This is a genomic window from Brevundimonas phoenicis, from assembly GCF_047237745.1.
In the GTDB taxonomy this organism is placed as follows: domain Bacteria; phylum Pseudomonadota; class Alphaproteobacteria; order Caulobacterales; family Caulobacteraceae; genus Brevundimonas.
Genome location: NZ_JBDFLN010000001.1, coordinates 1,892,613 through 1,917,596 on the forward strand (window position 1 = coordinate 1,892,613; position 24,984 = coordinate 1,917,596).

27 protein-coding genes are annotated in these 24,984 nt (G+C 65.7%); 5 read left to right on the forward strand and 22 right to left on the reverse strand.

The annotated features are described in order from the left end of the window. Positions 1-131: 131 nt before the first annotated feature. The 15 genes from gcvA to lipA form a co-directional block, all read right to left on the reverse strand. Entirely contained in the window at positions 132-1,088 is a 957-nt protein-coding gene (gene gcvA, locus ABC419_RS09380; protein WP_412878163.1) for a transcriptional regulator GcvA, read from the reverse strand. Beyond that, entirely contained in the window at positions 1,088-2,089 is a 1,002-nt protein-coding gene (locus ABC419_RS09385; RefSeq protein WP_200165079.1) for a cysteine synthase A, read from the reverse strand. Before ABC419_RS09385 ends, gcvA begins: the two co-directional genes overlap by 1 nt. Positions 2,090-2,154: 65 nt before the next feature. Further along, positions 2,155-3,561: a dihydrolipoyl dehydrogenase gene (gene lpdA, locus ABC419_RS09390; protein ID WP_412877624.1), complete on the reverse strand. Its 1,407-nt coding sequence runs from the start codon at positions 3,559-3,561 to the stop codon at positions 2,155-2,157. Between the two features lie 2 nt (positions 3,562-3,563). Then, positions 3,564-4,043 carry a glutathione peroxidase gene (locus tag ABC419_RS09395; protein ID WP_200165081.1) on the reverse strand — a complete coding sequence of 160 codons (480 nt, stop codon included), beginning with the start codon at positions 4,041-4,043 and terminating at the stop codon, positions 3,564-3,566. Between the two features lie 74 nt (positions 4,044-4,117). Further along, positions 4,118-5,398, reverse strand: a complete 1,281-nt coding sequence (locus ABC419_RS09400) for a pyruvate dehydrogenase complex dihydrolipoamide acetyltransferase (protein ID WP_412877623.1) — start codon at positions 5,396-5,398, stop codon at positions 4,118-4,120. Further along, positions 5,398-5,715: a DUF5076 domain-containing protein gene (locus ABC419_RS09405; RefSeq protein ID WP_125900304.1), complete on the reverse strand. Its 318-nt coding sequence runs from the start codon at positions 5,713-5,715 to the stop codon at positions 5,398-5,400. Before ABC419_RS09405 ends, ABC419_RS09400 begins: the two co-directional genes overlap by 1 nt. Further along, positions 5,712-7,070 carry a pyruvate dehydrogenase complex E1 component subunit beta gene (locus tag ABC419_RS09410; protein WP_200165083.1) on the reverse strand — a complete coding sequence of 453 codons (1,359 nt, stop codon included), beginning with the start codon at positions 7,068-7,070 and terminating at the stop codon, positions 5,712-5,714. The genes ABC419_RS09405 and ABC419_RS09410 overlap by 4 nt, the downstream gene beginning before the upstream one ends. A 3-nt stretch (positions 7,071-7,073) precedes the next feature. Then, positions 7,074-8,102: a pyruvate dehydrogenase (acetyl-transferring) E1 component subunit alpha gene (gene pdhA, locus ABC419_RS09415; protein ID WP_125900302.1), complete on the reverse strand. Its 1,029-nt coding sequence runs from the start codon at positions 8,100-8,102 to the stop codon at positions 7,074-7,076. 113 nt (positions 8,103-8,215) lie between these two features. Further along, a complete protein-coding gene (locus ABC419_RS09420) occupies positions 8,216-8,536 on the reverse strand; it encodes an FtsB family cell division protein (protein WP_412878016.1) in 321 nt (106 codons plus the stop codon). A 153-nt stretch (positions 8,537-8,689) separates the two neighbouring features. Continuing rightward, complete coding sequence (gene eno, locus ABC419_RS09425) at positions 8,690-9,967, reverse strand: phosphopyruvate hydratase (protein WP_412877622.1); 1,278 nt, start codon at positions 9,965-9,967, stop codon at positions 8,690-8,692. 82 nt (positions 9,968-10,049) lie between these two features. After that, positions 10,050-10,661, reverse strand: a complete 612-nt coding sequence (locus tag ABC419_RS09430; protein ID WP_412877621.1) for a hypothetical protein — start codon at positions 10,659-10,661, stop codon at positions 10,050-10,052. 110 nt (positions 10,662-10,771) lie between these two features. Beyond that, positions 10,772-10,954 (reverse strand): 50S ribosomal protein L32, encoded by a 183-nt coding sequence (gene rpmF, locus ABC419_RS09435; protein WP_327446456.1) that lies wholly within the window; start codon positions 10,952-10,954, stop codon positions 10,772-10,774. Between the two features lie 148 nt (positions 10,955-11,102). After that, positions 11,103-12,224, reverse strand: a complete 1,122-nt coding sequence (locus ABC419_RS09440; protein WP_412877620.1) for an NAD(P)/FAD-dependent oxidoreductase — start codon at positions 12,222-12,224, stop codon at positions 11,103-11,105. A 4-nt stretch (positions 12,225-12,228) separates the two neighbouring features. Continuing rightward, the gene (locus tag ABC419_RS09445; protein WP_412877619.1) at positions 12,229-12,681 is read right to left on the reverse strand and encodes a type II toxin-antitoxin system RatA family toxin; all 453 of its coding nucleotides are present in this window, start codon (positions 12,679-12,681) and stop codon (positions 12,229-12,231) included. A gap of 4 nt (positions 12,682-12,685) precedes the next feature. Further along, entirely contained in the window at positions 12,686-13,660 is a 975-nt protein-coding gene (lipA, locus tag ABC419_RS09450) for a lipoyl synthase (protein WP_412877618.1), read from the reverse strand. A 217-nt stretch (positions 13,661-13,877) separates the two neighbouring features. Here lipA and ABC419_RS09455 point away from each other — a divergent pair, with 217 nt between their 5' ends. Together ABC419_RS09455 and ABC419_RS09460 are read left to right on the forward strand one after the other, a co-directional pair. Continuing rightward, positions 13,878-15,434, forward strand: coding sequence for an AMP-binding protein (locus ABC419_RS09455; RefSeq protein WP_371412928.1), 1,557 nt, complete (start codon positions 13,878-13,880; stop codon positions 15,432-15,434). Positions 15,435-15,516: 82 nt separating this feature from the next. After that, positions 15,517-15,927 (forward strand): DoxX family protein, encoded by a 411-nt coding sequence (locus tag ABC419_RS09460; protein ID WP_412877617.1) that lies wholly within the window; start codon positions 15,517-15,519, stop codon positions 15,925-15,927. A 21-nt stretch (positions 15,928-15,948) separates the two neighbouring features. Here ABC419_RS09460 and ygiD read toward each other — a convergent pair whose 3' ends face one another. The 4 genes from ygiD to ABC419_RS09480 form a co-directional block, all read right to left on the reverse strand. Continuing rightward, complete coding sequence (gene ygiD, locus ABC419_RS09465) at positions 15,949-16,704, reverse strand: 4,5-DOPA-extradiol-dioxygenase (protein ID WP_412877616.1); 756 nt, start codon at positions 16,702-16,704, stop codon at positions 15,949-15,951. 4 nt (positions 16,705-16,708) lie between these two features. Further along, positions 16,709-17,311, reverse strand: a complete 603-nt coding sequence (gene wrbA, locus ABC419_RS09470) for an NAD(P)H:quinone oxidoreductase (RefSeq protein WP_412877615.1) — start codon at positions 17,309-17,311, stop codon at positions 16,709-16,711. Positions 17,312-17,401: 90 nt separating this feature from the next. Next, on the reverse strand, positions 17,402-17,866 hold the full coding sequence (locus ABC419_RS09475; RefSeq protein WP_412877614.1) for a hypothetical protein: 465 nt from the start codon (positions 17,864-17,866) through the stop codon (positions 17,402-17,404). After that, the gene (locus ABC419_RS09480; protein ID WP_412877613.1) at positions 17,863-18,723 is read right to left on the reverse strand and encodes a D-alanyl-D-alanine carboxypeptidase family protein; all 861 of its coding nucleotides are present in this window, start codon (positions 18,721-18,723) and stop codon (positions 17,863-17,865) included. The genes ABC419_RS09475 and ABC419_RS09480 overlap by 4 nt, the downstream gene beginning before the upstream one ends. Before the next feature lie 121 nt (positions 18,724-18,844). Between ABC419_RS09480 and ABC419_RS09485 the strand changes: the two genes are divergently transcribed. Genes ABC419_RS09485 through ABC419_RS09495 form a run of 3 tightly spaced genes read left to right on the forward strand, consistent with a single transcriptional unit; the run spans position 18,845 to position 21,690 of the window. Continuing rightward, positions 18,845-20,230, forward strand: a complete 1,386-nt coding sequence (locus ABC419_RS09485; RefSeq protein ID WP_412877612.1) for an MFS transporter — start codon at positions 18,845-18,847, stop codon at positions 20,228-20,230. Next, positions 20,231-21,019 (forward strand): nucleoside triphosphate pyrophosphohydrolase, encoded by a 789-nt coding sequence (mazG, locus tag ABC419_RS09490; RefSeq protein WP_200165095.1) that lies wholly within the window; start codon positions 20,231-20,233, stop codon positions 21,017-21,019. Further along, entirely contained in the window at positions 21,016-21,690 is a 675-nt protein-coding gene (locus ABC419_RS09495; RefSeq protein ID WP_412877611.1) for an HAD family hydrolase, read from the forward strand. Before mazG ends, ABC419_RS09495 begins: the two co-directional genes overlap by 4 nt. Here ABC419_RS09495 and ABC419_RS09500 read toward each other — a convergent pair. Genes ABC419_RS09500 through hfq form a run of 3 tightly spaced genes read right to left on the reverse strand, consistent with a single transcriptional unit; the run spans position 21,687 to position 24,882 of the window. Beyond that, positions 21,687-23,315 (reverse strand): Na+/H+ antiporter, encoded by a 1,629-nt coding sequence (locus ABC419_RS09500; protein WP_368922695.1) that lies wholly within the window; start codon positions 23,313-23,315, stop codon positions 21,687-21,689. The two genes, ABC419_RS09495 and ABC419_RS09500, sit on opposite strands and share 4 nt — an antisense overlap. A gap of 7 nt (positions 23,316-23,322) precedes the next feature. Beyond that, positions 23,323-24,636 carry a GTPase HflX gene (gene hflX / locus ABC419_RS09505; protein ID WP_412877610.1) on the reverse strand — a complete coding sequence of 438 codons (1,314 nt, stop codon included), beginning with the start codon at positions 24,634-24,636 and terminating at the stop codon, positions 23,323-23,325. Then, positions 24,637-24,882, reverse strand: coding sequence for an RNA chaperone Hfq (hfq, locus tag ABC419_RS09510; RefSeq protein WP_003164861.1), 246 nt, complete (start codon positions 24,880-24,882; stop codon positions 24,637-24,639). Positions 24,883-24,984: the final 102 nt, after the last annotated feature.

Here is a 24,984-nt window from a genome sequence, read left to right on the forward strand (position 1 = left end):
GCCCGCCCAAACCCAAGCTGCTGCGCTGTTTGAATGGCTGCGCAGCTTGGGCTTGAGCTCGTGTTGCAACGGAAACGAACTTGGTCGGCCTTCGCATAATATATCTTAGGCGATAAATGCCAGTTCTCGCCCTAAAGGTCATCCACACCTGCCTCGGCCGCCGCATGGGCTTCTTCCTTCAACCAGGCGACAAAGGTTCGCGCGGCCGTCGTGGCGCCGCTGCGCTTGATCAGAACGTAGTATGCGAAGTCCGTGGTCAAGGCGCCGTCGGCGAATGGCGCGACCAGTCGACCCGCAGCCAGGTCGTCCGCCACGAAGGCGTACGGCGCCAAGGCGACGCCTTGACCGTGAGCAGCGGCTTCGATGGCCAGGGCCGTCTGGTCGAAGCGTGGTCCCGCCTGGGCGTCGATGTCGGTCAGATCGCGCGCCTTCAGCCAGGCGCCCCAGTCCGGTCGCGGCTCCTCCCATTCGCTGGGTCGCAAATGAATCAGCACGTGGTGCGCCAGGTCAGCGGGCTTTCGCAAAGGCTGGCGACCAACCAGCAGCCCCGGCGCGCAAACCGGCGTTACATCAGCGTTCAGCAAACGTTCCGATCGAACGCCGGGATAGTCGCCACGTCCATAGCGAACCGCCACATCGACACGGCCGCCGCTGACATCCGCCAGGCGCATATCGGCCGACATCCACACTTCGATCTCAGGATGGGCGGCGGAGAAGCGCGCGATGCGCGGCGCCAGCCACTTGGCTGCGAACGATGGAGGGACGCTGACCGCCAGGGCATGACGACGGTCCGGTCGATACAGCAGATCCCCTGCCCGTTTCAGGTGATCGAATCCGTCGCGCAGAAGCGGATAGAGTTCCGCTCCCAGGTCGGTCAGGGCGATCTGACGCCCTTCGCGATGAAACAGAGGCGCGCCGGCGTGCTGCTCCAGAATGCGTATCTGCTGACTGATGGCGCCTGGCGTGACCGACAATTCCTCGGCGGCGCGGGTGATGTTCAGTCGCCGAGCCGCCGCCTCGAAGGCCTTCAGCGCGTTCAACGGCGGGATGCGGCTTTCCAGCGCGGTCTCGGACTTGCAGCGGGTCATCAGCTCAGCCATTCCGGTGTCGGCAGGTTGCGGGCGGCCAGGAATGCCGGATCATAGATCTTGCTGCCATATCGTTGACCGGAGTCGCACAGTACGGTCACAATGGTGCGGCCAGGACCGATTTCGCGCGCCAGCCGCATCGCCCCGGCGATGTTGACCCCGCTGGACGGCCCCAGCGACAGTCCCTCTTCCTTCACCAGATCGAACAGGATGGGCAGGAACTCGGCGTCCTCGATGCGATAGGCGTGATCGACTGACAGCCCCTGCAGATTGCCCGTAATGCGATTGACGCCGATGCCTTCGGCGATCGAACCGCCCTCGCCTTTCAACACGCCTTCGGTGAACCAGCTGTAGAGGGAGGCGCCGGGCACGTCGGCCAGACCGATGCGAACATCCGGATTACGCTCGCGCAAATAGGCGCCCGTCCCGGCCAGGGTGCCGCCAGATCCAACGGCGCAGATGAAGCCGTCAATACCCCCCTCGGTCTGTCGCCAGATTTCCGGGCCGGTGGCTTCATAGTGAGCCAAGCGGTTGGCCTGATTGTCAAACTGGTCAGCGTAGAAGGCGCCGTTCGGCTCGCTTTCGTTCAGTTCTTCTGCGAGGCGGCGCGAGAAGTGAACGAAGTGGTTGGGGCTGGCGAAAGGCGCAGGGTCGACCTCGATCAGGCGGGCGCCGTGCAGGCGGACGGCGCGTTTCTTCTCTTCCGTCTGGGTGCGGGGCATGACGATGACGACCGGATGACCCAGCGCCGCGCCGACCAGCGCGAGGCCGATGCCGGTGTTGCCCGCCGTGCCCTCGACGATCGTCCCGCCGGGCTTCAGCGCGCCCGAGGCGCGCGCCGCGCGGATGATGCTGAGCGCGGCGCGATCCTTGATCGAGCCGCCCACGTTCAGAAACTCGGCCTTGCCCAGGATTTCACAGCCCGTGGCCTCAGAGGCGCGTTTCAGGCGCACCAAGGGCGTGTTGCCGATCAGGCCAAGGACATCAGGCGCGACAATCATGAAAAATCCGAACCATGGGGAGAAGCGACCCTCTTAGCCACAGTTCAGATTTTCTAACAACCGCCCTAGATGTGGATCACGCGGCCATAGGCGTCGAGAGCCGCCTCGTGCATGGCCTCGGACATGGTCGGGTGCGGATAGACGATGCCGTGGATGTCTTCCTCGGTCGCTTCCATGGTGATGGCGGTGACGTAACCCTGGATCATCTCGGTGACGTCGGCGCCGATCATGTGGGCGCCGATCAGGGCGCCGGTCTTGGCGTCGAAAATGACCTTGACGAAGCCTTCGGTCTCGCCCGCCGCGATGGCCTTGCCGTTCACCTTGAAGGGGAAGCGGCCGATCTTGACCTCGCGGCCCTCGGCCTTGGCGCCCTGCTCCGTCACCCCGACCGAGGCGACCTGCGGCTGGGCGTAGGTGCAGCCGGCGATGGGCGAGTTCACGTTCGGCGTCTTGTAGCCGGCGATGTGTTCGGCGGCGTGGATGCCTTCGTGCGAGGCCTTGTGCGCCAGCCAGGGCGCGCCGGCGCAGTCGCCGATGGCGTACAGGCCCTTCACATTGGTCTGGCAGTGGCTGTCGGTCTTGATGTGGCCGCGGTCCAGTTCGACGCCCAGCGCCTCCAGACCGATGCCGTCGGTGTTGGCGGTGATGCCGACGGCCGAGATGCATACCTCGGCCTCCAGGCTTTCAGCCTTGCCGTTGACTTCAAGATCGACCTTCACACCCTTGGAATCCTTGGAGACCTTCGTCACCTTGGCGCCGAGCTTGAACTTGATGCCGCGCTTCTCGAAGCCCTTCTGAGCAGCCTTGGAAACCTCTTCGTCCTCGACCGGCATGACGCGATCGACAGCTTCGACGACCGTCACCTCGGCGCCCAGGGCGCGGTAGAAGCTGGCGAATTCAATGCCGATGGCGCCTGAGCCAATGACCACGAAGGTCTTGGGCAGTTTCTTCGGCGCCAGGGCGTCGCGATAGGCCCAGATCTTGTCGCCGTCGGCCTCAAGCCCGATCTGCGGCAGGGCGCGTGCGCGGGCGCCGACGGCCAGCATGACCGTCTTGGCCTCAATGGTGCGCATACCGCCGGCCTTCAGATCCACGACGACCTTGGGCGCAGCGGCGCCTTTCTCAAGCTTGGCCGAACCTTCGATGACCTCGATCTTGTTCTTCTTCATCAGGAAGCCGACGCCCTGATTCAGCTGCTTGGCCACGCCGCGCGAGCGCTGGATGATGGCGTCGAAGTCGAACGTGGCGCCCGAGGCGGACAGGCCATAGTCCTTCAGGTGCGACAAGCTCTCGAACTTCTCGCCCGACTTCAGCAGGGCCTTGGTCGGGATGCAGCCCCAGTTCAGGCAGATGCCGCCCAGGTTCTCGCGCTCGACGATGGCGACCTTCAGGCCCAGTTGGCTGGCGCGGATGGCCGCGACGTAACCGCCGGGGCCCGAGCCGATGACGACGAGATCGAATTCAGCAGCCATGATCAGATCAACTTCTCGATGTCGGCCTTGATGGCCTCAGGTTCAGTCTGGGGCGAATAGCGCGCGACGACGCGGCCTTCGCGGTCGGTCAGGAACTTGGTGAAGTTCCATTTGATGGCTTGGGAGCCGAGGAATCCGCGCTTCTGCCGGGATAGCCACGCATAGAGGGGATGGCGGTTCGGTCCGTTGACCTCGATCTTGTCGAACAAGGGGAAGGTCACGTCGAAGCTGCTGGCGCAGAAGGCGGCGATTTCCGACGCCCTGCCCGGCTCCTGCTGACCGAACTGGTTACAGGGGAAACCCAGAACCTCGAACGGCGCATCGGCGAAGTCGCGGTGCAGCTTCTCGAGCCCGTCATATTGACCGGTGAAGCCGCACTTTGACGCCGTATTGACGATCAGCAAGGCCTGGCCACGAAAGCGGTCCAGCGACACGTCTGCGCCATCAATGGCCCGGGCGGAGAAGTCATAGACCGAGGTCATGACTTCACCCTCCCCCGCTTTTTTCAGCACATGATCTCATCCGAAAACCGCTGACACTTTTCGGGATCATGTGACTAGGCCAGCATCGCCACGGGATCTTCGATCAGCGGCTTGAATGCCTGCAGGAAGCGGGCGCCCGTCGCACCGTCGACCACGCGGTGATCGCAGGTCAGGGTCACGGTCATGACCGTGGCCACGGCCAGTTGCCCGTCCTTGACGACCGGACGTTGCTCGCCTGCGCCCACGCTCATGATGCAGCCCTGCGGCTCATTGATGATCGAGCTGAACGACTTGATGCCGAACATGCCCAGGTTGGACACCGAGAAGGTGCCGCCCTGGAACTCTTCGGGCTTCAGCTTGCGCTCGCGGGCGCGCTTGGCCAGATCCTTGGACTCGGTTGCTATCTGCGCCAAGCCCTTGGTCTCGGCCTTGCGGATGATCGGGGTGATCAGGCCGCCCTCGATCGCCACCGCCATGGAGACGTCGGCTTTGTGGTGCATGGCGATGCCTTCAGGGGTGTAGGAGGCGTTCGCCTCCGGCACCATCTTCAGAGCGAGCGCAGCGGCCTTGATGACAAAGTCGTTCACCGAGACCTTGATGCCCTGCGGCTCCAGCATCTTGTTCACCTTGGCGCGAACAGCCATCAGCTGGTCGATCTCGCAGTCGATGAAAAGCGGGAAGTGCGGCACGTTCTGGATGCTGTCGACCATGCGACGCGCCACGGCCTTCTTCATCCCGTCCAGCGGGATCAGGTCGTAGCTGCCGTCCGGAATGCCCATCTGGGCGAGAGACAGAACCTTGCGCGGCTCGGCGGCTGTGGCCGGGGCGGCAGAAGCGGTCGAGACGGCCGGCTTGGCGCCGCCCTTGCCAGCGGCTTCCACGTCGCGCTTGACGATACGGCCGTGCGGGCCGGTGCCGGTGATGCTCTTCAGGTCCAGGCCGGCCTGGGCGGCCAGGCGGCGCGCCAACGGCGAAGCGAAGATGCGGCCGCCGTCGTCCGATTTCGGTGCAGCAGGAGCGGCCGCCGCCACAGCCTTCGGAGCCTCTTCTGCCTTGGGCGCTTCGGCCTTCGGCGTGTCAGCCGGGGCGTCAGCCTTCTTCGGCGCGGGCGCTACGGCGTCGCCGGACAGGCGGGCGATCGGCGTATTGACCTTCACGCCCTCGGCGCCTTCCGGCACGAGGATTTCCAGCACTTCGCCTTCGTCCACGGCTTCGACTTCCATCGTCGCCTTGTCGGTTTCGATCTCGGCGATGACGTCGCCGGCCGAGACGGTATCGCCGACCTTGACGTGCCACTTGGCCAGGACGCCCTCTTCCATCGTCGGAGACAGGGCGGGCATCAGGATATCGGTCATCAGGCGTTCCCCGCTTGCGGTGAAACCGGCTCGGCGACGGTGCGAACGTTATCCGCCTTGATCACCTCGCTGAGCCCTTGAAGGATGCGGTCGTAGGCGGCCTTTTCATTGTGACCATGGCGCACGGCGTAGCCATGCGCCATGTGACGCGCCGCATAGGCCAGCAGTTCACCAAACTTGCTGGGATCAGCGAAAGCAGGCTTCACCGACATCACCGGCTCATTCTTCGACCACCACATGCGCAACAACTCTATTGCGTTCTCGTCTGCGGCGACGCTGTCCGGTACGGCCAGCTCAAACTCTGCGGACTCGCTCACGCCATCACCTTCTTCACAGCGGCGACGATCTTGTCGACGCCCGGCAGGGACAGGGCTTCCAGGTTGGCGGCGTAGGGCAGCGGCACGTCTTCCTGGTGCACGCGCACCGGCGGGGCGTCCAGGTAGTCGAAAGCGTGTTCAATCACGCGAGCGACCACTTCGGCGCCGACGCCCATCGGCCCCCAGCCCTCTTCGGCCGAGACCAGACGGTTGGTCTTCTTGACGCTCGCGACGATCGTTTCGTGATCCAGCGGACGCAGGGTGCGCAGGTCGACGACTTCGGCCGAGATGCCTTCTTCAGCCAGCTTTTCGGCGGCTTGAAGAGCGAAACCGACCATGCGGCTGTGCGCCGTGATGGTGACGTCCGTACCTTCACGGCGAACCTTGGCCTTGCCGATCGGCACGACGTAGTCCTCAACGTCCGGCACGTCGAACTCGTGGCCGTACATCATCTCGTGCTCGAGGAAGACGACCGGGTTCGGATCACGGATGGCGGCCTTCAGCAGGCCCTTCGCATCGGCGGCGTCATAGGGGGCGATGACCTTCAGACCCGGCACCTGAGCGTACCAGGCCGAATAGTCCTGGCTGTGCTGGGCGGCCACGCGGGCGGCGGCGCCGTTCGGGCCGCGGAACACGATCGGACAACGGATCTGGCCGCCCGACATGTACAGCGTCTTGGCCGCCGAGTTGATCACGTGGTCGATCGCCTGCATGCCGAAGTTCCACGTCATGAACTCGACGATGGGCTTCAGGCCCGCCATGGCGGCGCCGACGCCCAGGCCGGCGAAGCCGTGCTCGGTGATAGGGGTGTCGACTACGCGACGGTCGCCGAACTCCTGAAGTAGGTCGCGGCTGACCTTGTAGGCGCCCTGATACTGGGCGACTTCCTCGCCCATCAGGAAGACGGCCTCGTCGCGGCGCATTTCCTCGGCCATGGCGTCGCGCAGGGCGTCGCGAATGGTGGTCTTCACCAGCTTGGCGTCAGCGGGGATTTCCGGGTCGCGCAGTTCGACCTTAGGCTGAGCCGGAGCCGCGGCGGCCGTGACGGCGACAGGCGCTTCCGCTTCGACGGCGGTCATCGGTTCGGCGGCCTTGGGTGCGGGCGCAGCGGCGCCGTCTTCACCCGCCAGACGTGCGATCGGCGTGTTGACCTTCACGTTCTCAGCGCCTTCCGGCACCAGGATTTCCAGCACTTCGCCTTCATCGACGGCTTCGACTTCCATCGTCGCCTTGTCGGTCTCGATCTCAGCGATCACCTGGCCGGCCGACACGACGTCGCCCGCCTTGATGTGCCACTTGGTCAGCGTGCCCTCTTCCATCGTGGGGGACAGCGCCGGCATCAGAATGTCCGTCACGTATCAGGCCTCCACGTAGACGTCGGTGTAGAGCTCGGACGGATCCGGCTCAGGGCTCTCTTGAGCGAACTGCACGGCTTCGGCCACGATGGCCTTCACTTCGTTGTCGATCGCCTTCAGCTCGTCCTCGGTCGCCTTGGCGGCGGCGAGCAGCATCTTCAGGTGGTCGATCGGATCGCGGGTCTTCTTGACCTCGTCCACCTCTTCCTTCGTCCGGTATTTTGCAGGGTCGGACATGGAGTGGCCACGATAGCGGTAGGTCTTCACTTCGAGAATATAGGGGCCTTCGCCGGCACGGGCGCGGGCCACGGCGCGGGCGGCGGCGTCACGCACGGCCAGCACGTCCATGCCGTCGACCTGTTCGCCTGGAATGCCGAAGCTGGCGCCGCGCTGATACAGTTCGGTCGTGGACGACGAGCGTTCGATGCTCGTGCCCATGGCGTACTGGTTGTTCTCGATGATGTAGATGGCCGGCAGCTTCCACAGCTGGGCCATGTTGAAGCTCTCGTAAACCTGACCCTGGTTCGAGGCGCCGTCGCCGAAATAGACGAAGCTGACCGAGTCGTCGCCGCGGTACTTGCCCGCGAAAGCCAGGCCCGTGCCCAACGCCACTTGGGCGCCGACGATGCCGTGACCGCCGTAGAATCCGGTCGGCACGTCGAACATGTGCATCGACCCGCCCTTGCCCTTGGACGACCCGCCGATGCGGCCCGTCAGCTCGGCCATGACTTCCTTCGGGTCCATGCCCGCGACCAGCATGTGGCCGTGGTCGCGATAGCCCGTGATGATCTTGTCGTAGCCCTGCTTGACGCTCTCTTGAATGCCGACGGCCACGGCTTCCTGACCGATGTACAGGTGGCAGAAGCCCCCGATCAGGCCCATGCCGTACAGTTGACCCGCGCGCTCTTCAAAGCGGCGGATGAGGATCATCTCGCGATAGAAACGCAGCAGGTCTTCCTTGGAAGCCTGAGGCGTGTTCGGAATCTTGTCGCCCGTGCTGGGCGAGGTTTTCTGAGCGGCGGCTTTCGCCATCCGGCATCTCCCGGCTTACACCCCTGTTTCAGGGACTCTTATCGTTACAGAAAGGGGCTTTAGCAGCCTTCGTTCCCGAAACGCAAAGCGGCCAGCCAGGCTGTAACAATAGTTCAGGAGGCGCGTGTCGCGTCAGGGTTGTGGCCAGCGGGACCATTCAGCCGCACCACATAGTCGCGCGGGTCGGCGAAGCCGATCACCGCCCTCGCCCGCTCTTCCAGCAGATCCTTCGACAGGCTCTCTGTACGCAGATAGCGGACGCGGACTTCCAGATCCTGGCGCTGTTCGGCCAGACGGCTCAGTTGCGTCTGACGTTGCGCCAGCAAAGCGTCGCGTTCACCGCCACTTAGCAGGCCGCGTTCACCCGTCAGGGCTTGCACGCCCAGATAGACGATCAGCAGGAACAACAGGACGGACGGCAGGTAAGGCTTCATCTGCTCGGGCACGACGGACGCTCCTTCTGAGCGCGCATAAACACAGTGACCTATCAGTGACCGAAAATGCCTAACGAACTGTAGCTTGGCCGTAATTGCGAACGCCGCCCCCGAGGTTCGGAGGCGGCGCCCAGCACATCTTTGTGATGCGGCTTATTTCAGCAGCATGCCGTCGCCGAAATAGGCGGCCTGGTCACCCAGCATCTCTTCGATGCGCAGCAGCTGGTTGTACTTGGCCGTCCGGTCCGAACGGGCCAGCGAGCCGGTCTTGATCTGACCGCAGTTGGTGGCCACGGCCAGGTCGGCGATGGTGGAGTCCTCAGTCTCGCCCGAACGGTGCGACATGACGGCGGTGTAGCCCGCACGGTGCGCCATATCGACGGCGTCCAGGGTCTCGGACAGGGTGCCGATCTGGTTGACCTTGATCAGGATGGAGTTCGCCAGGCCTTCGCCGATGCCGGCGGCCAGACGACGCGGGTTGGTCACGAACAGGTCGTCGCCGACCAGCTGGACGCGGTCGCCCAAGCGATCCGTCAGCAGCTTCCAGCCGTCGAAATCATCCTCGGCGCAGCCGTCCTCGATCGAGACGATCGGGAAGCGTTCGACCAGGTCGGCCAGGTAGTTGACCATGCCCTCGGCGTCGAAGGACTTGCCCTCGCCCGCCAATTCATACTTGCCGTTCTTGAAGAACTCGGTCGAGGCGACGTCCAGCGCCAGGTGGAAATCCTCGCCCGCCAGGTAGCCGGCCGCCTGGCCCGCTTTGGTGATGAAGGTCAGGGCTTCGTCAGCCGAGGCCAGGTTCGGGGCGAAGCCGCCCTCGTCGCCGACGTTGGTGTTGTGACCGGCGTCTTTCAGCGCCTTCTTCAGGGCGTGGAAGATCTCGGCGCCCATGCGCAGGCCGTCCGAGAAGTTCTCGGCGCCCGTCGGCATGATCATGAATTCCTGAATGTCGATCGGGTTATCGGCGTGGGCGCCGCCGTTGATGATGTTCATCATCGGCGTCGGCAGGATGCGGGCCGAGACGCCGCCAATGTAGCGGTGGAGCGGCAGGCCGGCCGAGATGGCGCTGGCCTTGGCCACGGCGAGCGAGACGCCCAGCATGGCGTTGGCGCCCAGGCGCGACTTGTTCTCGGTGCCGTCCAGCTCGATCAGGGCCTCGTCGATGCGGCGCTGGTCTTCTGCGTCCATGCCGGACAGGGCGTCGAAGATCTCGCCGTTAACCGCGTCGACCGCCTTCTCGACACCCTTGCCGCCCCACATGTCCTTGTCGCCGTCACGCAGTTCGACGGCTTCGTGCGCGCCGGTCGAGGCGCCCGACGGCACCGCCGCGCGGCCGAAGCTGCCGTCTTCCAGGATCACGTCCACTTCGACCGTCGGATTGCCCCGGCTGTCGAGAATCTGGCGGGCGACGATGTCGACGATGTCGGTCATGAAAGACACTCTGTAGTGAATGGTAGGAGTTGTTCGAGGCGTTTAGCCCGAGCGTGCGGAATCTCCAACCGCCGCTCCGCGATCAGGAGCATCCCTCGACATACTGGATGCTGGGGCCGCCCGCATGGATGAAGGCGACCTTGCCGTCCTGACCGATCTCGAAGCGCAGGCCGCGCGCCGCCGGGTCCATGACGTGAGTGTTCTGCGGGCGGTCCGCCCCCGGCCAGATGGTGACATAGGCGGCCGGCGCATCCTGATATTTGTGCGGCGTGACCTCGGCGGCGGCGTAGTTGGTCTTCAGCCGCTCGCCGTCATAGCCGACGCCGACACCGTCCTCTGTCTTGACGACCGATCCCTTGATGGCGGTCAGGCGCGTCAAGACGCCCTTCTCCATCATGACCAGAACCCCCTTGGGGCCACGCGGCGGCTGATACTGGCGACACTCCGAAAATTCTGCGTCGGCGACGTTCGCAGGCGGCGGGCCTACGGCGGCGTCCACTTCGGCCTGCATCATGCCGATCCTCAACGGGCCATACCCCTGTGGCGTCAGCGCATCCGTTGCGACAGCCGGTGTCGACGACGCAAAGCCGACCGCTTCGGGAGACTGAGCCGCAGGCGCATTGGCGGACTCTGGGGCGTTGCAGGCCGCCAGGGCCATCATGGCGACTGAACTGAGGACGGCGTTTCGGATCATGGGGACGCTCCAGCTTCGGTTTCGCCACACATAACGCACGAAAACGGCGCGCGAAGACATCGCGCGCCGTTAAAACTCTCGTCCGGCAAGGCCGGTCACACCTTGAAGACTTAGTCTTCCTTGGGCGTCAGAACCTGGCGACCGCGGTACATGCCGGTCTTCAGGTCGACGTGGTGCGGACGACGCAGTTCGCCGGTGTCCTTGTCTTCGACATAGGTGTTGGCGCCCAGGGCGTCATGAGCACGACGCATGTTGCGACGCGAGGGGGATACTTTGCGCTTCGGAACGGCCATGTCCGTCTCAATCTCTAAGTCGGTGCGCCGGTGAAGACGCGAAAACAACAGCGGCGGCCCCCCGATAAGAGCCGCCACGCGAGGGCGGGCTTATGCATGAAGACGCAACCGATTTCAAGGGCGGCGGCGCACACGGATGCAATAGTCGTCAAACCCTTGCGGTAAGGCTTTCCGCCACAGCCTCGCCGATGGCCAGCGAACTGGTCAGGCCGGGACTTTCGATGCCGAACAGGGCCATCAGCCCCTCCATCCCGTGATTCGCGGCGCCGTGAAGCTGGAAGTCCGGCTGCGGCTCGCCCGGCCCATGCAGCTTGGGCCGAATGCCGGCGTAGTCGGGCGTCAGCCGCTCGACCGTCACGCCGGGCCAGAAACGGCGGATATAGCGCGCGAACTCTTCCGCCTTGGCCGGATCAACCGAATAGTCCTCGGCCTCGACGTAGGCCAGGTCGGGGCCGAACACGCCCTGCCCGCCCAGATCCTTGCGGTAATGGGTGCCCAGCGCGCCGGGAATCGGCGGCGGATAGATCAGACGGTTGAACGGCGCTGCCCCCGTCAGGCGGAAGTAGATTCCCTTGCCCAGATGGCGCGCCAGAATATCGACGGCCGGATAGCCTTCGATTCGCGCCGCAACGTCCTGAGACGACAACCCCGGCGCCGTGACCAGCAGGCGGCTGGTCAGGGTCATCGCCTCCTCGCCGCCCACGCGAATCGAAAAACCTCCGCCCGGCAGGGCCTCCGCTCCTTCGAACGGCGCCGAGATGACGACCGAGCCGCCCGCATCCTCGATCTCGCCCTGAAGGGCCAGCATGTAGCCGTGGCTGTCGAACACTCCGCTCTCGGGCGACAGGATGGCGGCGTGGGCGTTCAGCTCCGGCTCCAGCGCCCGCGCCTGGGCGCCGGTCAGGTGCTCCAGATTTTCGACGCCGTTGGTCGTAGCCTGCTCGAAGATGGCCTCGATACGTTCGACCTCGGCTTCCTCGGTCGCCACGACCAACTTGCCACACTTCCAATGGTCGACCTTGCGGCTTTCCAAGAAGTCATAGAGGGTGCGTCGCCCCTCGACGCAGAACTTCGCCTTCAGCGAGCCGGTCGGATAGTAGAGCCCGCCGTGGATCACCTCGGAATTGCGCGAGGAGACGCCCTGGCCGATGTGCGGCTCCTTCTCCAGCACCAGCACCGTCAGGCCACGCCGCGACAGCGCCCGGCCGCAGGCCAGCCCCACAGCCCCCGCGCCCACGACCGTCGCATCGAAGTCGAAAGGCGCGCCCATGGTCCTACCTCTTGCCGTAGAGAGCCTTGGCCCGGCTCTCGAAACACTGGATCAGCTTGTCGACCGCCCGGTCGAAGTTCGCCTGAAGCATCATGTCCAGCATGCGCGACTTGAAGGCGAAGTCGATGGAGAATTCCAGGCGCGTTCCCTGCGGATGCGGATGAAACTCCCAGCGGTTCTTCAGATGCTTGAACGGCCCGCGGATCAGGCCGACCTCGACCTTGGGCGCGTGCACGTCATGACGCACCCAGGTCGCGAACTTCTCGGTCAGGAAGGCGAAGCCGACGCCTGCCTCCGCATCCAGCAGGTGCACGCCCGGCGCCTCGTCCCGCACGTTCCAGACGCGCATGGAGGTGATCCACGGCACGAAGTCGGGATAGGCGCGCACGTCCGCCACCATGGCAGCGAGTTGTTCCGGCGCATAGGGCAGGATGCGCGTTACGCGATGGACGGCCAAGGGTTCAGCGGCCGTTCCAGGACGACAACTGGGCCTCGCGCGCCGCCCGCAACCGGGCGAAGTCGTCGCCCGCGTGGTGCGACGATCGCGTCAGCGGGGACGACGACACCGTCAGGAAGCCCTTGGCCCGGGCGATCGCCTCATAGGCCTTGAACTCTTCGGGGGTGACGAAGCGGTCGATGGCAGCGTGCTTGCGCGTCGGCTGCAGATACTGGCCGATGGTGATGAAGTCGACGCCGGCGGAGCGCATGTCGTCCATCACCTGCATGACCTCTTCCTTGGTCTCGCCCAGGCCGACCATGATACCGGACTTGGTGAATTGGTTCGGGTCACGCTCCTTGACCATCTGCAGCAGACGCAAGCTGTGGAAGTAGCGGGCGCCGGGGCGGATCTTCAGATAGAGGCGCGGAACCGTCTCGAGGTTGTGATTGAAGACGTCGGGCGTGGCGTCGATCATCACCTCAGCCGCGCCATCCTTGCGCAGGAAGTCGGGCGTCAAAATCTCGATGGTGGTGTTCGGCGCCTGGATGCGAATCTGGCGCACCACTTCGGCGAAGTGGGCGGCGCCGCCATCCGACACGTCGTCGCGGTCCACCGAGGTGATGACGACGTGGTTCAGCCCCATCTGGGCTACGGCCAGACCGACCTTGCCCGGCTCTTCCGGGTCCAGCGGCTGCGGCAAGCCGGTCTTCACGTTGCAGAAGGCGCAGGCCCGCGTGCAGGTGTCGCCCATGATCATCAGGGTCGCGTGCTTCTGGCTCCAGCACTCGCCGATGTTCGGGCAGGCCGCTTCCTCGCAGACCGTCACCAGCCCCTTGGAGCGGACGATGTCCTTGGTCGCATTGTACTGGCCCGAGCCGGGCGCCTTCACGCGCAGCCAGTCAGGCTTCTTCAGCACCGCCGATTCCGGGCGGTTCTGCTTTTCCGGGTGACGAAGCTCGGACGGCTTCTTCTGCAGGGTGTCGATCAGCGTGACCATCGCCGGCGGTCTGGCTCCTGTTTATGAAGGCGGCCCAATTCTTGAGGCTATGTCGGCTTTCCGATGTACAAAGGCAAGGCACAGACGGTTTCAGTCCGACAACAGAACGCCATCACGCGACGTTACGCATCTTTTCAAGGCGACCTTACGTCACTAGGTTCCGGCCTCTTGTAACCGAGAGGGCCGTCTGAGAGCCCTCCGAAGGAGGACGTGCTTGCTGCGGGCAGCCCTGGACCCCAAGGTCTATGAAGAGACCCTGTTCGACGCGCTGATCGATGCGCGCGCCCGCTACGGCGACAAGGAGATTCTGGAAGACCAGGATCGCCACCCCCTAACCTACACGGGCCTGATCCGCGCCGCCTTCGTGCTGGGCCGCAAGATCGCCAAACTGACCCAACCGGGCGAGCGCGTCGGCGTGCTGCTGCCGTCCAGCGCGGGCGTGGTGGTGACCTTCTTCGCCCTGCACGCCTTCGGGCGCGTGCCCGTCATGCTGAACTTCACCTCAGGCGAGGCCAATTTGAAGGCTGCGCTGAAAACAGCGGGCGTGAAGAAGATCCTGTCGGCCAAGCGCTTCGTCACCCAGGCCAAGCTGGACGATCTGATGGAGGCCCTGGGCGAGGTTTCCGAGATCGTCTGGCTGGACGACATCCGGAAGAGCATCGGCTTCGCCGACAAGATGTTCGGCCTCAGCGCCGGCATCGCCCCCAAGCGGTTCCGCGTGAAGACCGATCCGGATTCGGCGGGCGTGGTCCTGTTCACCTCGGGCAGCTTCGGCGCGCCCAAGGGGGTGGTGCTCAGTCAGAAGAACCTGGTCGCCAATGCGCGCCAGGTGGCGGCGCACATCGACCTGGATCCCGATTGGGTCATGTTCAATCCGCTGCCGACCTTCCACTGCTTCGGCCTGACCGGCGGGGTGCTGCTGCCTCTGTTGCAAGGTTTGAAGGCGTTCGAATATCCGTCGCCGCTGCACGCCAAGCAGATCACCGACCTGCTGCCCCAGGTGAAGGCGTCGATCCTGTTCGCGACCGACACCTTCCTGAACCAGTACGCCCGCGTGGCCGAACCGGGCGACTTCGCCACCCTGCAGTTCGCCGTGGCGGGCGCGGAGAAGGTCCGCGACGAAACGCGCCAGATGTTCAACACCAAGTTCGGCGGCGTCGAACTGCTGGAAGGCTATGGCGCCACCGAGGCGGCGCCCGTGGTGGCGGTGAACCATCCCGACCGCAACCGGCCGGGCACGGTGGGCCAGATCCTGCCGGGCATGGAATACCGGATCGAACCGGTCGAGGGCATCGAGGTCGGCGGTCGCCTTTACCTGCGCGGGCCGAACGTGATGGAAGGCTATATCTCGCCGAACGACCCCGACAATCTGGAGCCGCTGGCCGGCGGCTGGCACGACACCGGCGACATCGTCGATATCGACGCCGAGGGCTACATCACCATTCTGGGGCGGGCGAAGCGCTTCGCCAAGATCGGCGGTGAGATGGTGTCTCTGACGGCGGTCGAGGGCATGGCCGGCGGCGTCTGGCCGACCGGTCACCACGCCGTCGTCGCCGTGCCCGACAGCAAGAAGGGCGAGCGTCTGGTCCTGGTCACAGACGTCGCAGGCGCCGAAAGCGCCCGTCTGACGGAGTGGGCCCGCGACAACGGCGCGCCCGAACTGGCCGTGCCGAAGAAGATCATCAAGGTCGAGACCATCCCGGTCCTGGGCACCGGCAAGACCGACTATGTGACCATCCAGAAGATGGTTGAGGATGAACTGAAGCGCGCCTGACAAGGCGCTTGCCGTTCGGCGCAAGTGTCATAACCTCGGCCGTCCAGCTCCGTTCGCGGGGCGCCACGGCTGAGGAGACTTCATGGCCCGACGTTCGACATCCCTGGCCAATTGGGAACCGCATTTTCTCAGCATCCTGAGAATTGTCTCCGGCCTGCTGCTGCTCCAGCACGGCGCGCAGAAAATCCTGGGCTTCCCGCCAGGCGGGCGCGGCGGCGTGGTCGATCTGTCGACGCTAGCGGGCTGGTCCGGCCCGATCGAACTGGTCGGCGGCGTTCTGCTGGTGCTGGGCCTGTTCAGCCGCCCGACTGCCTTCATCCTGTCGGGCTTCACCGCCGCGGCCTATTGGATGGTCCACGCGCCGCAGAGCCCCTACCCCATCAACAACGGCGGGGAGCTGGCGGCCCTCTACTGCTTCGTCTTCCTGTATCTGGTCTTCGCCGGGCCGGGGCCGTGGTCGCTGGACAACGCCCTGCGCGGCAGCCGTCGCTAAGAGACGTGAGGCGGCGTCCGGTCAGCCGATCCGGACGCCCGTCATCGAGATCGAACCGCCCTCGATCACATCGTTGAAGAAGCTCAAGGGCTCGTCCGGCGTCTGTTGGGCGGCGACATAGAGCAGCGGCAGATAATGTTCGTCCGTCGGCACGCTGAGTTGCGCCTGCTCGGCCAGGTGGATCCAGTCGATCAGGGCGTCATGGTCGCCCGCCGTAAAGGCGCGCTTGACCGCCTCGTTGAAGTCGACGGCCCAATCATAGGGCTCGCCGCCCGCCCGTTTCCACGTCCGCAGATTGTGCACGAAGTCACCTGAACCGGCGACGATGACGCCTTCCTCCCGCAAGGGGCGCATGCGCTTGGCCAGTTCGTAGTGGGCGCGGGCGTCGATGGTGCGATCCAGCGACAACTGCACCACGGGCACGTCGGCGTCCGGCCAGACATGGGCCAGCACGGACCAGGTTCCGTGATCCAGTCCCCACTGCGTCGTCTCGACGGCGCCGGTCAGCTCCGCCACCCGGTTCGCCAGCGAAGGCGAGCCGGGCGCGGGATACTGCATGGCGTGAAGTTCAGGCGGGAAACCTCCGAAATCATGGATGGTTTCCGGCTGCTCCTGCGCCGTCACGCCCAGCCCGCGCGTCTCCCAGTGGGCCGAGACCATGACGACGCCTTTCGGCTTGCCGATCTCCTCTCCCAGCGCGCGCCAGGCGTCCGCGAAGGGACCGCCCAGGGCGTTCATGGGGGAGCCGTGACCAAAGAAGAGTGCGGGCTGGCGCATGATCTTAACCGTGAAGTTTCTTGGCGATCTCAGCGATATGCTTGCCCTGGAAGCGGGCGCCGTCCAGTTCGGTTTCGCTGGGCATCCGCGAGCCGTCCGGGGCCGAGATGGTTGTGGCGCCGTAAGGCGAGCCGCCCGTGATCTCGTCCAGACGCATCTGACCGGCGAAGGCGTAGGGCAGGCCCGCGACCACCATGCCGTGGTGCAGGAAGTAGTTGTGCAGACCGGCGAAAGTCGTCTCCTGGCCGCCGTGCTGAGTGGCCGAGCCGGTGAAGGCGCCGCCGACCTTGCCCAGCAGCGTCCCTTGCGCCCACAGGCCGCCGGTCTGATCCAGGAAGGCGCGCATCTGCGAGGCGGCCGTGCCGAAGCGGGTGCCGGCGCCGATGATGATGGCGTCATAGTTCGCCAGATCGGCCACGACGGCGACCGGCGCGGCCTGATCCATCTTGTAGCCCGAGTTGCGGGCCAGATCTTCCGGCACGGTTTCCGGCACACGCTTGATGTCCACCACGGCCCCTTCGACCTGGCGCGCGCCTTCGGCGACGGCCTCGGCCATGCGTTCGATGTGGCCGTAGGTCGAGTGGTAAAGGACGAGAATCTTGGGCATCACGGCTCCGGTTGAATCTGAAACGATGCATACGGTAACTGCATCAGTATCTGATTTAGCGTCATGCTGCGGCGCCGCAAGCCCCTCCTCTCAAAAATCCGACAACCCGATGGGACAAACCCGCGCGTAGAAGGCGGGATCAGCTGGAACCCGTGCGCCCCGTGACTGCAAAAAGCGGTGCTCGACCACCATGGCCTGCTGTTCGATGTTCAGGGCGATCCAATCGCAGCGCTCATCCACTGGATAGGCGTAGGCGCCCGGTCCGTCGCCCGCTTTCAGCTTTCCGGTCAGCAGGTTGACGCCGTTCTGAGCCTGCCAGACGTGAACCAGTTCGTGAATGAAGACGGCCTGGCTCCGCAGCGGCGCCTGCGACAAATCCGGCGCTAGGCTCGCCTTGGGCCAGACGATCCAGTCGCGCCCAAACCAGCGCCCCGGCACGAAGGCGCGGTCGAACGGCCAGGGCGAGCCCAGAAAGCGGATGTCGTCCAGCTGCAGGTCGCGCCCGAACACCTCGCGCGCCAGCGCCGCCTCGCCATACGCCAGCGGTCGGATCATCGACCGACCCACTCCCAGTGCCAGGGCTCATAGACGTAGGGCACGAAGCCGAACCGCCCGGCGTTCTTGACCAGCCAACGATAGGTCGGGGTCTGGCTCATATGGCGACGGCTGTGAACGTCGGTGGAATCGACCCCCATGCCCTGCAGGTGGCCGACATACAGATCGACCGCCGTCCCCGTCCGGTGCGGTGAACAGACGGCGCGGCGCAGGCCGTCGCAATTGCCGTCGCGCGCGCATCGCGCCGCGTCAGCCTCGGGATCGCGGAAGGAGGAGAAGACCCGCAGCAGTTCCGGCTCGGCGGCGATCTCAGGAACTTCGGCGCGGGCCGCCGCCGCCATGGCGCGATAGGCGTCGAGCACGTCGCGACGCAGCAGGCGCGTCAGGCGCTCGGCGTGCTCCTCGCCCGTCGTCAGATAGGCCAGGTCGCCGACGGGCGGCGGATCGGGGCATTCTCCCCTCACTCGCGCCATGACGAATGGCCGCCGCTCCTGCCACAGGCCGCGCAGCACCTGGAAGGTCGCCTGATCGAACCGCCCGCTGGCCGTCAGCCCATACCGTCCCTGAAACGCCGCCAGGGCCTCTGCGAAACCCGCCGACGTCGGATCGCAGGGCGAGCCCACCTCTTGCTGCATCAGCGGCACATAGGCTTCCCAACCCAGTTCCGAAGGCCCAAACGGCGTCCACTCCAAGGCGTAGAGCGATATGGCGTTCGCCTCGGCCGTGTCGTCCCATGCGCCCGGCGCGCGGTCGCAGATCTGGGCCGTCGGAACCGGCTCCGGCGCCTCAGCGCGCGCCTGCCCGGCTAGGGCGACGGCGGTCAGGGCGGCGAAGAGAGAGGCGGACGCTTTCCACATGATCGCAACAGGCCTCAGGATGAGAGTCGCCGCAACCCCTTCCGCCGGTCTTCGCGCCTGCGTCGAAAACCTGCATGGTGACGGTTGCGGCCGACTCGCGCCGCGATCGGGCCGTGACCGCATGACCGCAACCGCCGCGCCTTCATCCGCCATCGCCGCGCCCGACGCGCCGCGCCGGTCCAACGCCATCCTGGCCGCCTTCTCAGGCCCGTGCCTGCCGTTGGCGGCCTTCGGCGTGGCGCTGCCCGTCACCTTGCCAGAGTTCTACGCCACCCATGTCGGCATAGAGATGGGCATGGTCGCCGCCGTCTTCATGGCCGTGCGGCTGATCGACATCCTGTTCGATCCCTTCATCGGCTGGGGCATGGACAAGACGCGCACGCGCCTGGGCCGCTATCGCCCGTGGATGGCCGTGGCGACGCCGATCCTGATGCTGGCGGCGCTGATGATGTTCGTGACGGTCCAGCCGGGCGCCGGGCCGGTCTATCTGTTCGCCTGGCTGCTGGTCCTCTACCTCGGCTTCTCCATGGGGACGTTGGGCCAACTGGGTTGGGCCGCCGTCCTGGCGCCGCAGTATGACCAGCGCAGCCGGGTCTACGGCTGGTGGCAGGTGTTCAACATCATCGGCGTGATCCTGATTCTGATCCTGCCGACCATCGTGGTGAAGACGGGTATCGGCGATTACGCCGACGGCGTGCGGATCATGGGCTGGGCCATCATCATCGCCCTGCCGCTGACCATCGGTCTGGCCATGATCGTCGTGCCTGAGCCCGTCAACGCCGGCGCCGCGCCGCATGGAGGCCCCAGCGCCTACCTGGCCCTGTTCAAGATGAAGACGGTGCGCAAGCTGCTGATCGCCGACCTGCTGCTGGGCATCGCGCCGGGCATCACGGGGTCGCTGCTGTTCTTCTTCTTCGGTCAAATCAAGGGCTACGACCACACCCAGGCGTCGCTGTTCATGCTGATCTACTTCATGGCGGGCCTGGTCGGGGCGCCCATCTGGGCCTGGCTGGCGACCAAGATCGGCAAGGACCGCGCCCTGGCCGCGGCCAGCCTGATCTTCGCCGTCTTCTATGTCGGCGCGACCCTGGTTCCCGGCGGCAACTTCGCCCTGACGGCGGTCGCCATGTTCATCGCCGGCCTGCCCTATGCGGCGGGCCTGTTCCTGCTGCGCGCCATGATGGCGGACGCGGGCGACGAGGTGCGGCTGGAGACGGGCGTGGACCGCACCGGCCTGATGTTCTCCATCCTGTCGGCCACGACCAAGATGGGTCACGTCTTCGCCCTGATCCCCTACGCCATCCTGCCTTTGGTCGGGTTCAAGGCCCTGCCCGGGCCGGAGGGGAACAGCGAGTTCTCGCTACTGATCCTGCAGATCCTGTTCATCGCCGTGCCGGGCCTGCTATTGGCGGCCACCGCCTGGGTGCTGAAGGGCTATCCCCTGACGCCGCAGCGGCATGATGAAATCCGCGCCGCCCTGGCGCAAAGAGACGCCGGACACGCCTGAATGACCCACCCCGTCGACCGCCTGAAGGACATCATGGTTCGCCTGCGCGATCCGAACGGCGGCTGTCCCTGGGACGTGGAGCAAACCTTCCAGACCATCGCTCCCTATACGATCGAGGAAGCCTATGAGGTCGCCGACGCCATCGAGCGCGGCGACATGGACGAGCTGAGGGTCGAGCTGGGCGACCTGCTGTTCCAGGTCGTCTTCCACTCGCGCATGGCTGAGGAAGCTGGTCATTTCCGCCTGGAAGACGTGGCCGAGGCCATGGCCGACAAGCTGGTTCGCCGCCACCCGCACGTTTTCGGCGACGAGGCCGCCAAGGCCAGCGGTCCCGCCCAGAAGGCGCGCTGGGAAGACATCAAGGCCGCCGAGCGCAAGGCCAAGGAACAGCATGGCGTTCTGGACGACGTCCCGGTCGGCCTCCCCGCCCTGACCCGCGCGGCCAAGCTGACCAAGCGCGCGGGCCGCGTCGGCTTCGACTGGCCCTCGACCGACGAGGTCTTCGACAAGCTGGCCGAAGAGGTCGAGGAACTGCGCGTCGAGATCGCCGCCGGCGACAAGGACAAGGCCCGCGAGGAGTTGGGCGACCTGCTGTTCGTCGTCGCCAACCTGGCCCGCAAGCTGGAGGTCGAGCCGGAGGACGCCCTGCGCGCCGCCAACGCCAAATTCGTGCGCCGCTTCGAATTCATCGAGGCCGAACTGAAGAAGGACGGCCGCACGCCGGAACAGTCCGACCTGCCCGAGATGGACGCCCTGTGGGACGCCGCCAAGGCGGCCGAGCGAGCGTGAACCGGGGGCCGTTCGACCTCATCATCTTCGACTACGACGGGGTTATCGCCGACAGCGAGCTGTTGAATAATGCGGTGATGGCCGAACTGCTCAGCGAAATCGGCCTGCCGACCACGCTGGACGACGCCCTGGCGACCTATCTGGGCAAGCGCTGGCTGGACTGCGAGCCGATCATTTCGGAACGACTGGGCGCGCCCTGCCCGCCCGGCGTTCAGGCCGAGTGGACCCGTCGCTGTCATGACCGCGCCCGACGCGACCTGACGGCCGTCGCGGGGTTCGACGCCTTCCTGGCCGGACGCAACGAGCGGCGCTGCATCGCCTCGTCCAGCCCGCCCGACTGGATCGAACTGGGCCTACGCCATTTCGGCGCTCATAACGTCTTCGCCGGACCGATCTTCAGCGCCGCAGTCCACGTCAGCCGGGGCAAGCCGCATCCGGACCTGTTCCTGTACGCCGCTGAGGCCATGAAGGCCGCGCCGGAACGCACCCTGGTGATCGAGGACAGCCCTACCGGCGTCCTGGCCGGATCCGCAGCGGGCATGACGGTCGTCGGCCTGTGCGCGGGCGGTCATATCCGCGGCGATCACCCTCAGCGTCTGAAACAGGCCGGGGCGCATCAGGTGTTCGGAAGTTACGCCGACCTGGCCGCCTGGATCGCCTCGACGGCCTAGGCGTAGCGCAATTCCTGCAGGTCGATTTCGCGGATCAGCTTGCGCGCCGTCTCTTCGTCGATCAGCCGCTGCCGGCCCAGACGCACCAGTTCCTCACGCTCCGCCGCTAGGCCGGTCAGGCGCAGGCGGCGCTCGATCTCGTCGGCGCGGCGGGCCTGGACCACGGCGTCGGCCTCCATGCTCGCGCGCATGTCGATGCGGTGGCGATAGACCTCCATCACCCGCGTCGCCGTCTCAGCATAGAAGTCCGGGTCCAGCTTGCCTTCGGCCATGGCGTGCTGAGCGTCTTCGATGGCGCGGATCGCGGCCCACGCGGCGGCGACGCGGGATCGGTTCTCCTCGGCCTGATGATCGTCCTCGGGCGGAAGCTGCACGCCTTTCAGCAGGCGCGGCAGGGCGACCGTCGCCAGCACCAGGGAAACGATGATCACCCCCGCCGCCAAGAAGATCGCCAGATTTCGCGCCGGCATGGCCGAACCGTCGCTCAGATAAAACGGCAGCGTCAGTATGCCCGCCAGGGTGATCGCCCCCCGCACCCCGGCCAGCGACATGACGGCCACCAGCCGCAGACCCACCTTGGGCGGCGCGCTACGGCCCTTGCGACGGAACAGGGTCAGCTTCAGCGACGTCCACACCCAGACAAAGCGCAGAACCGCCAATGCCGCGACGATGGCGAAGACATAGACGGCCAGCCACCAGACCTCGCTGTGCTGGGTGGAGCGGATCACCTCGGCCGCGCGGGCCATGATGGACGGCATCTGCTCGCCCAGGATGACGAAGATCAGGCCGTTGGCGACGAACTGCACCGTGTCCCACACCACGGCGCGCCGGATGCGGGTCGCGGCCAACGCCGAGCCTTGGCGTTCGGTGAAGCTCATGGTCACGCCGGCCGCCACCGCCGCCAGAATGCCCGAGGCGTGGATCGCTTCGGCCGCCAGATAGGCTGCGAACGGCATCAGCAGACTGATCAGGATCTGGCCGCCGACGTCCTCGCCCCAGCGACGGCTGATGAAGGCCTTCACCAGGCCGATGGACAGGGTGACGGCGATGCCCACCGCCACGCCCGCCAGCGCAAGCCAGGCGAAGGTTCCGAAGGCGCTGGATAGAGAAAAGGCGCCTGTGGTCGCCGCGATCACCGCGATCCGCATGCAGGTCAGGCCCGTCGCGTCGTTCAACAGCGACTCGCCCTCTAAGATGTGCATCAGTCGCTTGGGGATCGGCGCGCGCCCGGCGATGGCCTGGACCGCAATCGGGTCCGTCGGCGACAGGATCGCCGCCAAGGCGAAAGCTACTGCCAGCGGCATGCCTGGGATCATCCAGTGGATCAGGAAGCCCAGGCCGACGACGGTGAAGACCACCAGTCCCAGCGCCAACTCCAGGATCACCACCTTGTCCCGAAACAGGGCCTCCTTGGGGATGCGCCAGCCGTCCACGAACAACAGCGGCGGCAGGAACAACAGGAAGAAGACATCCGGCCTCAGATCAACCGACTGCCCCGTGATCAGCACCACCCCCGCCCCCAGGGCGATCTGCACCAGCGGCAGGGCGATGCGCGTGATGCGAGCCACCCATCCCGACAGCACCACGGCCAGCAGCAGGAAGAGGATGGTCTCGATCAGATGCATGATAGGATCAGTCGATCACGTCCGGATACAGCCGCTCAAGCCGCCCCAGCGCGGCGGGATGCAGACGGACCGCCAGGTGAACCCGGCCCTCATCATCCGTCTCGCGCCCCGTCACCCGGCCGTTGGCGTAGAGCCAGGCCAGCAGGTCGCCGCGGTGCGGCTCAACCGTCAGATGGGTCTCTGGATCATCATCGATCAGGCCCGCGATGATCTCACGCAGGGTCTCGATCCCCTCGCCGGTCCAGGCGGACACGGCCACGGCCTGTCCATCGCGCGCCAGGCGTTCGGCCTGGCCGACCACGGCCTCGCGGGTTTCGGGCTCCAGCAGGTCGATCTTGTTCCAGACTTCCAGGATGTGGCGCGTCTTGCCTTCGGGCGTGGGTATTTGCTCCAGCACCGCCTCGACGTCCTTGGCCTGGGCGGCGCTGTCAGGCGAGGCGATGTCGCGCACGTGCAGGATCAGATCGGCCTCGCCGACCTCTTCCAGCGTGGCGCGGAAGCTCTCGACCAGTTCGTGCGGCAGGTCCGAGACGAAGCCGACGGTGTCGGCGATGATGGCTGGTCGCCCCTGCGGCAGGCGAATGGTGCGCTGGGTGGTGTCGAGGGTGGCGAACAGCAGATCCTTGGCCATCACCTCGGCTCCGGTCAGCCGGTTGAACAGCGTCGACTTGCCCGCATTGGTGTAGCCGACCAGGGCGACCGACGGGAACGGAACCTGTTTGCGCGCCTTGCGGTGCAGGCCGCGCGTACGACGCACCTCTTCCAGTTCGGCCTTCAGGCGCACGATGCGGTCGGCGATCATCCGCCGGTCCAGCTCGATCTGGGTTTCGCCGGGGCCGCCGGTGCCGCCGGTGCCGCCGCGCTGGCGCTCCAGGTGGGTCCACGTGCGGACCAGACGGGATCGCTCGTATTCCAAGCGGGCCAGTTCGACCTGCAGCCGCCCCTCGCGAGTGCGGGCGCGGCGGCCGAAGATTTCTAGGATCAAGCCCGTCCGGTCGATGACCTTGATATCCCAGAAGCGTTCCAGGTTACGCTGCTGCACCGGCGTCAGCTGATCGTCGACGACGACCGCCTCGGCGTCAGCCGCCAGGATCAGGGCCGAAATCTCTTCCAGCTTGCCTCGACCGATCAGGGTGGCGGGCGTGACCGAGCGCAGGCGCACGATTTCCTGCGCCCGCACATCGAGGTCCAGCGCCTGGGCCAGGCCCACGGCTTCTTCCAGGCGTTCGGTCGCGTGGCGGGCATTGTCGCCGCGGCGGTCGGGGTGGATGACGACGGCCCGGATCAGCGGGACGGCGTGGTCAATGAGTTTGGAGGTCAATCAGTCTTCTTCGGCGTCGGGCTCGTACAGTTGCACGGGCGCGGACGGCATGATGGTCGAGATGGCGTGCTTGTAGACCAGCTGCGATTGGCCATCGCGACGCAGCAGCACACAGAAGTTGTCGAACCAGGTGACGATGCCCTGAAGCTTGACGCCGTTCACCAGGAAGATGGTCAGCGGGGTCTTCGTCTTGCGGACGCTGTTCAGGAAGGTGTCCTGGAGGTTCTGTCGTTTGTCTTGCGACATGGCAGGTTGATCCTGTTCTTGGTCTTTTCATCAACGGCGGAATGGCCGCGTGGCGAGACGCGGCCCGCGTTCGCGACCTTAGCCACGCCCCCGCCGGTGCGG

Bases quoted from the DNA above. Each gene is read 5' to 3' on its own strand.
- ABC419_RS09475 (WP_412877614.1), bottom strand. From the start codon at position 17,866: ATGATCCGACCGCTGGCGTATGGCGAGGCGGCGCTGGCGCGCGAGGTG.
- ABC419_RS09500 (WP_368922695.1), bottom strand. From the start codon at position 23,315: ATGCATCTGATCGAGACCATCCTCTTCCTGCTGCTGGCCGTGGTGCTG.
- pdhA (WP_125900302.1), bottom strand. From the start codon at position 8,102: ATGGCGAAAGCCGCCGCTCAGAAAACCTCGCCCAGCACGGGCGACAAG.
- ABC419_RS09400 (WP_412877623.1), bottom strand. From the start codon at position 5,398: ATGACCGATATCCTGATGCCCGCCCTGTCTCCGACGATGGAAGAGGGC.
- gcvA (WP_412878163.1), bottom strand. From the start codon at position 1,088: ATGACCCGCTGCAAGTCCGAGACCGCGCTGGAAAGCCGCATCCCGCCG.
- wrbA (WP_412877615.1), bottom strand. From the start codon at position 17,311: ATGCCCAAGATTCTCGTCCTTTACCACTCGACCTACGGCCACATCGAA.
- lipA (WP_412877618.1), bottom strand. From the start codon at position 13,660: ATGGTCACGCTGATCGACACCCTGCAGAAGAAGCCGTCCGAGCTTCGT.
- mazG (WP_200165095.1), top strand. From the start codon at position 20,231: ATGACCCACCCCGTCGACCGCCTGAAGGACATCATGGTTCGCCTGCGC.
- ABC419_RS09460 (WP_412877617.1), top strand. From the start codon at position 15,517: ATGGCCCGACGTTCGACATCCCTGGCCAATTGGGAACCGCATTTTCTC.
- ABC419_RS09395 (WP_200165081.1), bottom strand. From the start codon at position 4,043: ATGACCTCGGTCTATGACTTCTCCGCCCGGGCCATTGATGGCGCAGAC.
- ABC419_RS09480 (WP_412877613.1), bottom strand. From the start codon at position 18,723: ATGTGGAAAGCGTCCGCCTCTCTCTTCGCCGCCCTGACCGCCGTCGCC.
- ABC419_RS09430 (WP_412877621.1), bottom strand. From the start codon at position 10,661: ATGATCCGAAACGCCGTCCTCAGTTCAGTCGCCATGATGGCCCTGGCG.
- lpdA (WP_412877624.1), bottom strand. From the start codon at position 3,561: ATGGCTGCTGAATTCGATCTCGTCGTCATCGGCTCGGGCCCCGGCGGT.
- ABC419_RS09420 (WP_412878016.1), bottom strand. From the start codon at position 8,536: ATGAAGCCTTACCTGCCGTCCGTCCTGTTGTTCCTGCTGATCGTCTAT.
- rpmF (WP_327446456.1), bottom strand. From the start codon at position 10,954: ATGGCCGTTCCGAAGCGCAAAGTATCCCCCTCGCGTCGCAACATGCGT.
- ygiD (WP_412877616.1), bottom strand. From the start codon at position 16,704: ATGCGCCAGCCCGCACTCTTCTTTGGTCACGGCTCCCCCATGAACGCC.
- hfq (WP_003164861.1), bottom strand. From the start codon at position 24,882: ATGTCGCAAGACAAACGACAGAACCTCCAGGACACCTTCCTGAACAGC.
- ABC419_RS09485 (WP_412877612.1), top strand. From the start codon at position 18,845: ATGACCGCAACCGCCGCGCCTTCATCCGCCATCGCCGCGCCCGACGCG.
- ABC419_RS09440 (WP_412877620.1), bottom strand. From the start codon at position 12,224: ATGGGCGCGCCTTTCGACTTCGATGCGACGGTCGTGGGCGCGGGGGCT.
- ABC419_RS09385 (WP_200165079.1), bottom strand. From the start codon at position 2,089: ATGATTGTCGCGCCTGATGTCCTTGGCCTGATCGGCAACACGCCCTTG.
- eno (WP_412877622.1), bottom strand. From the start codon at position 9,967: ATGACCGACATCGTCGACATCGTCGCCCGCCAGATTCTCGACAGCCGG.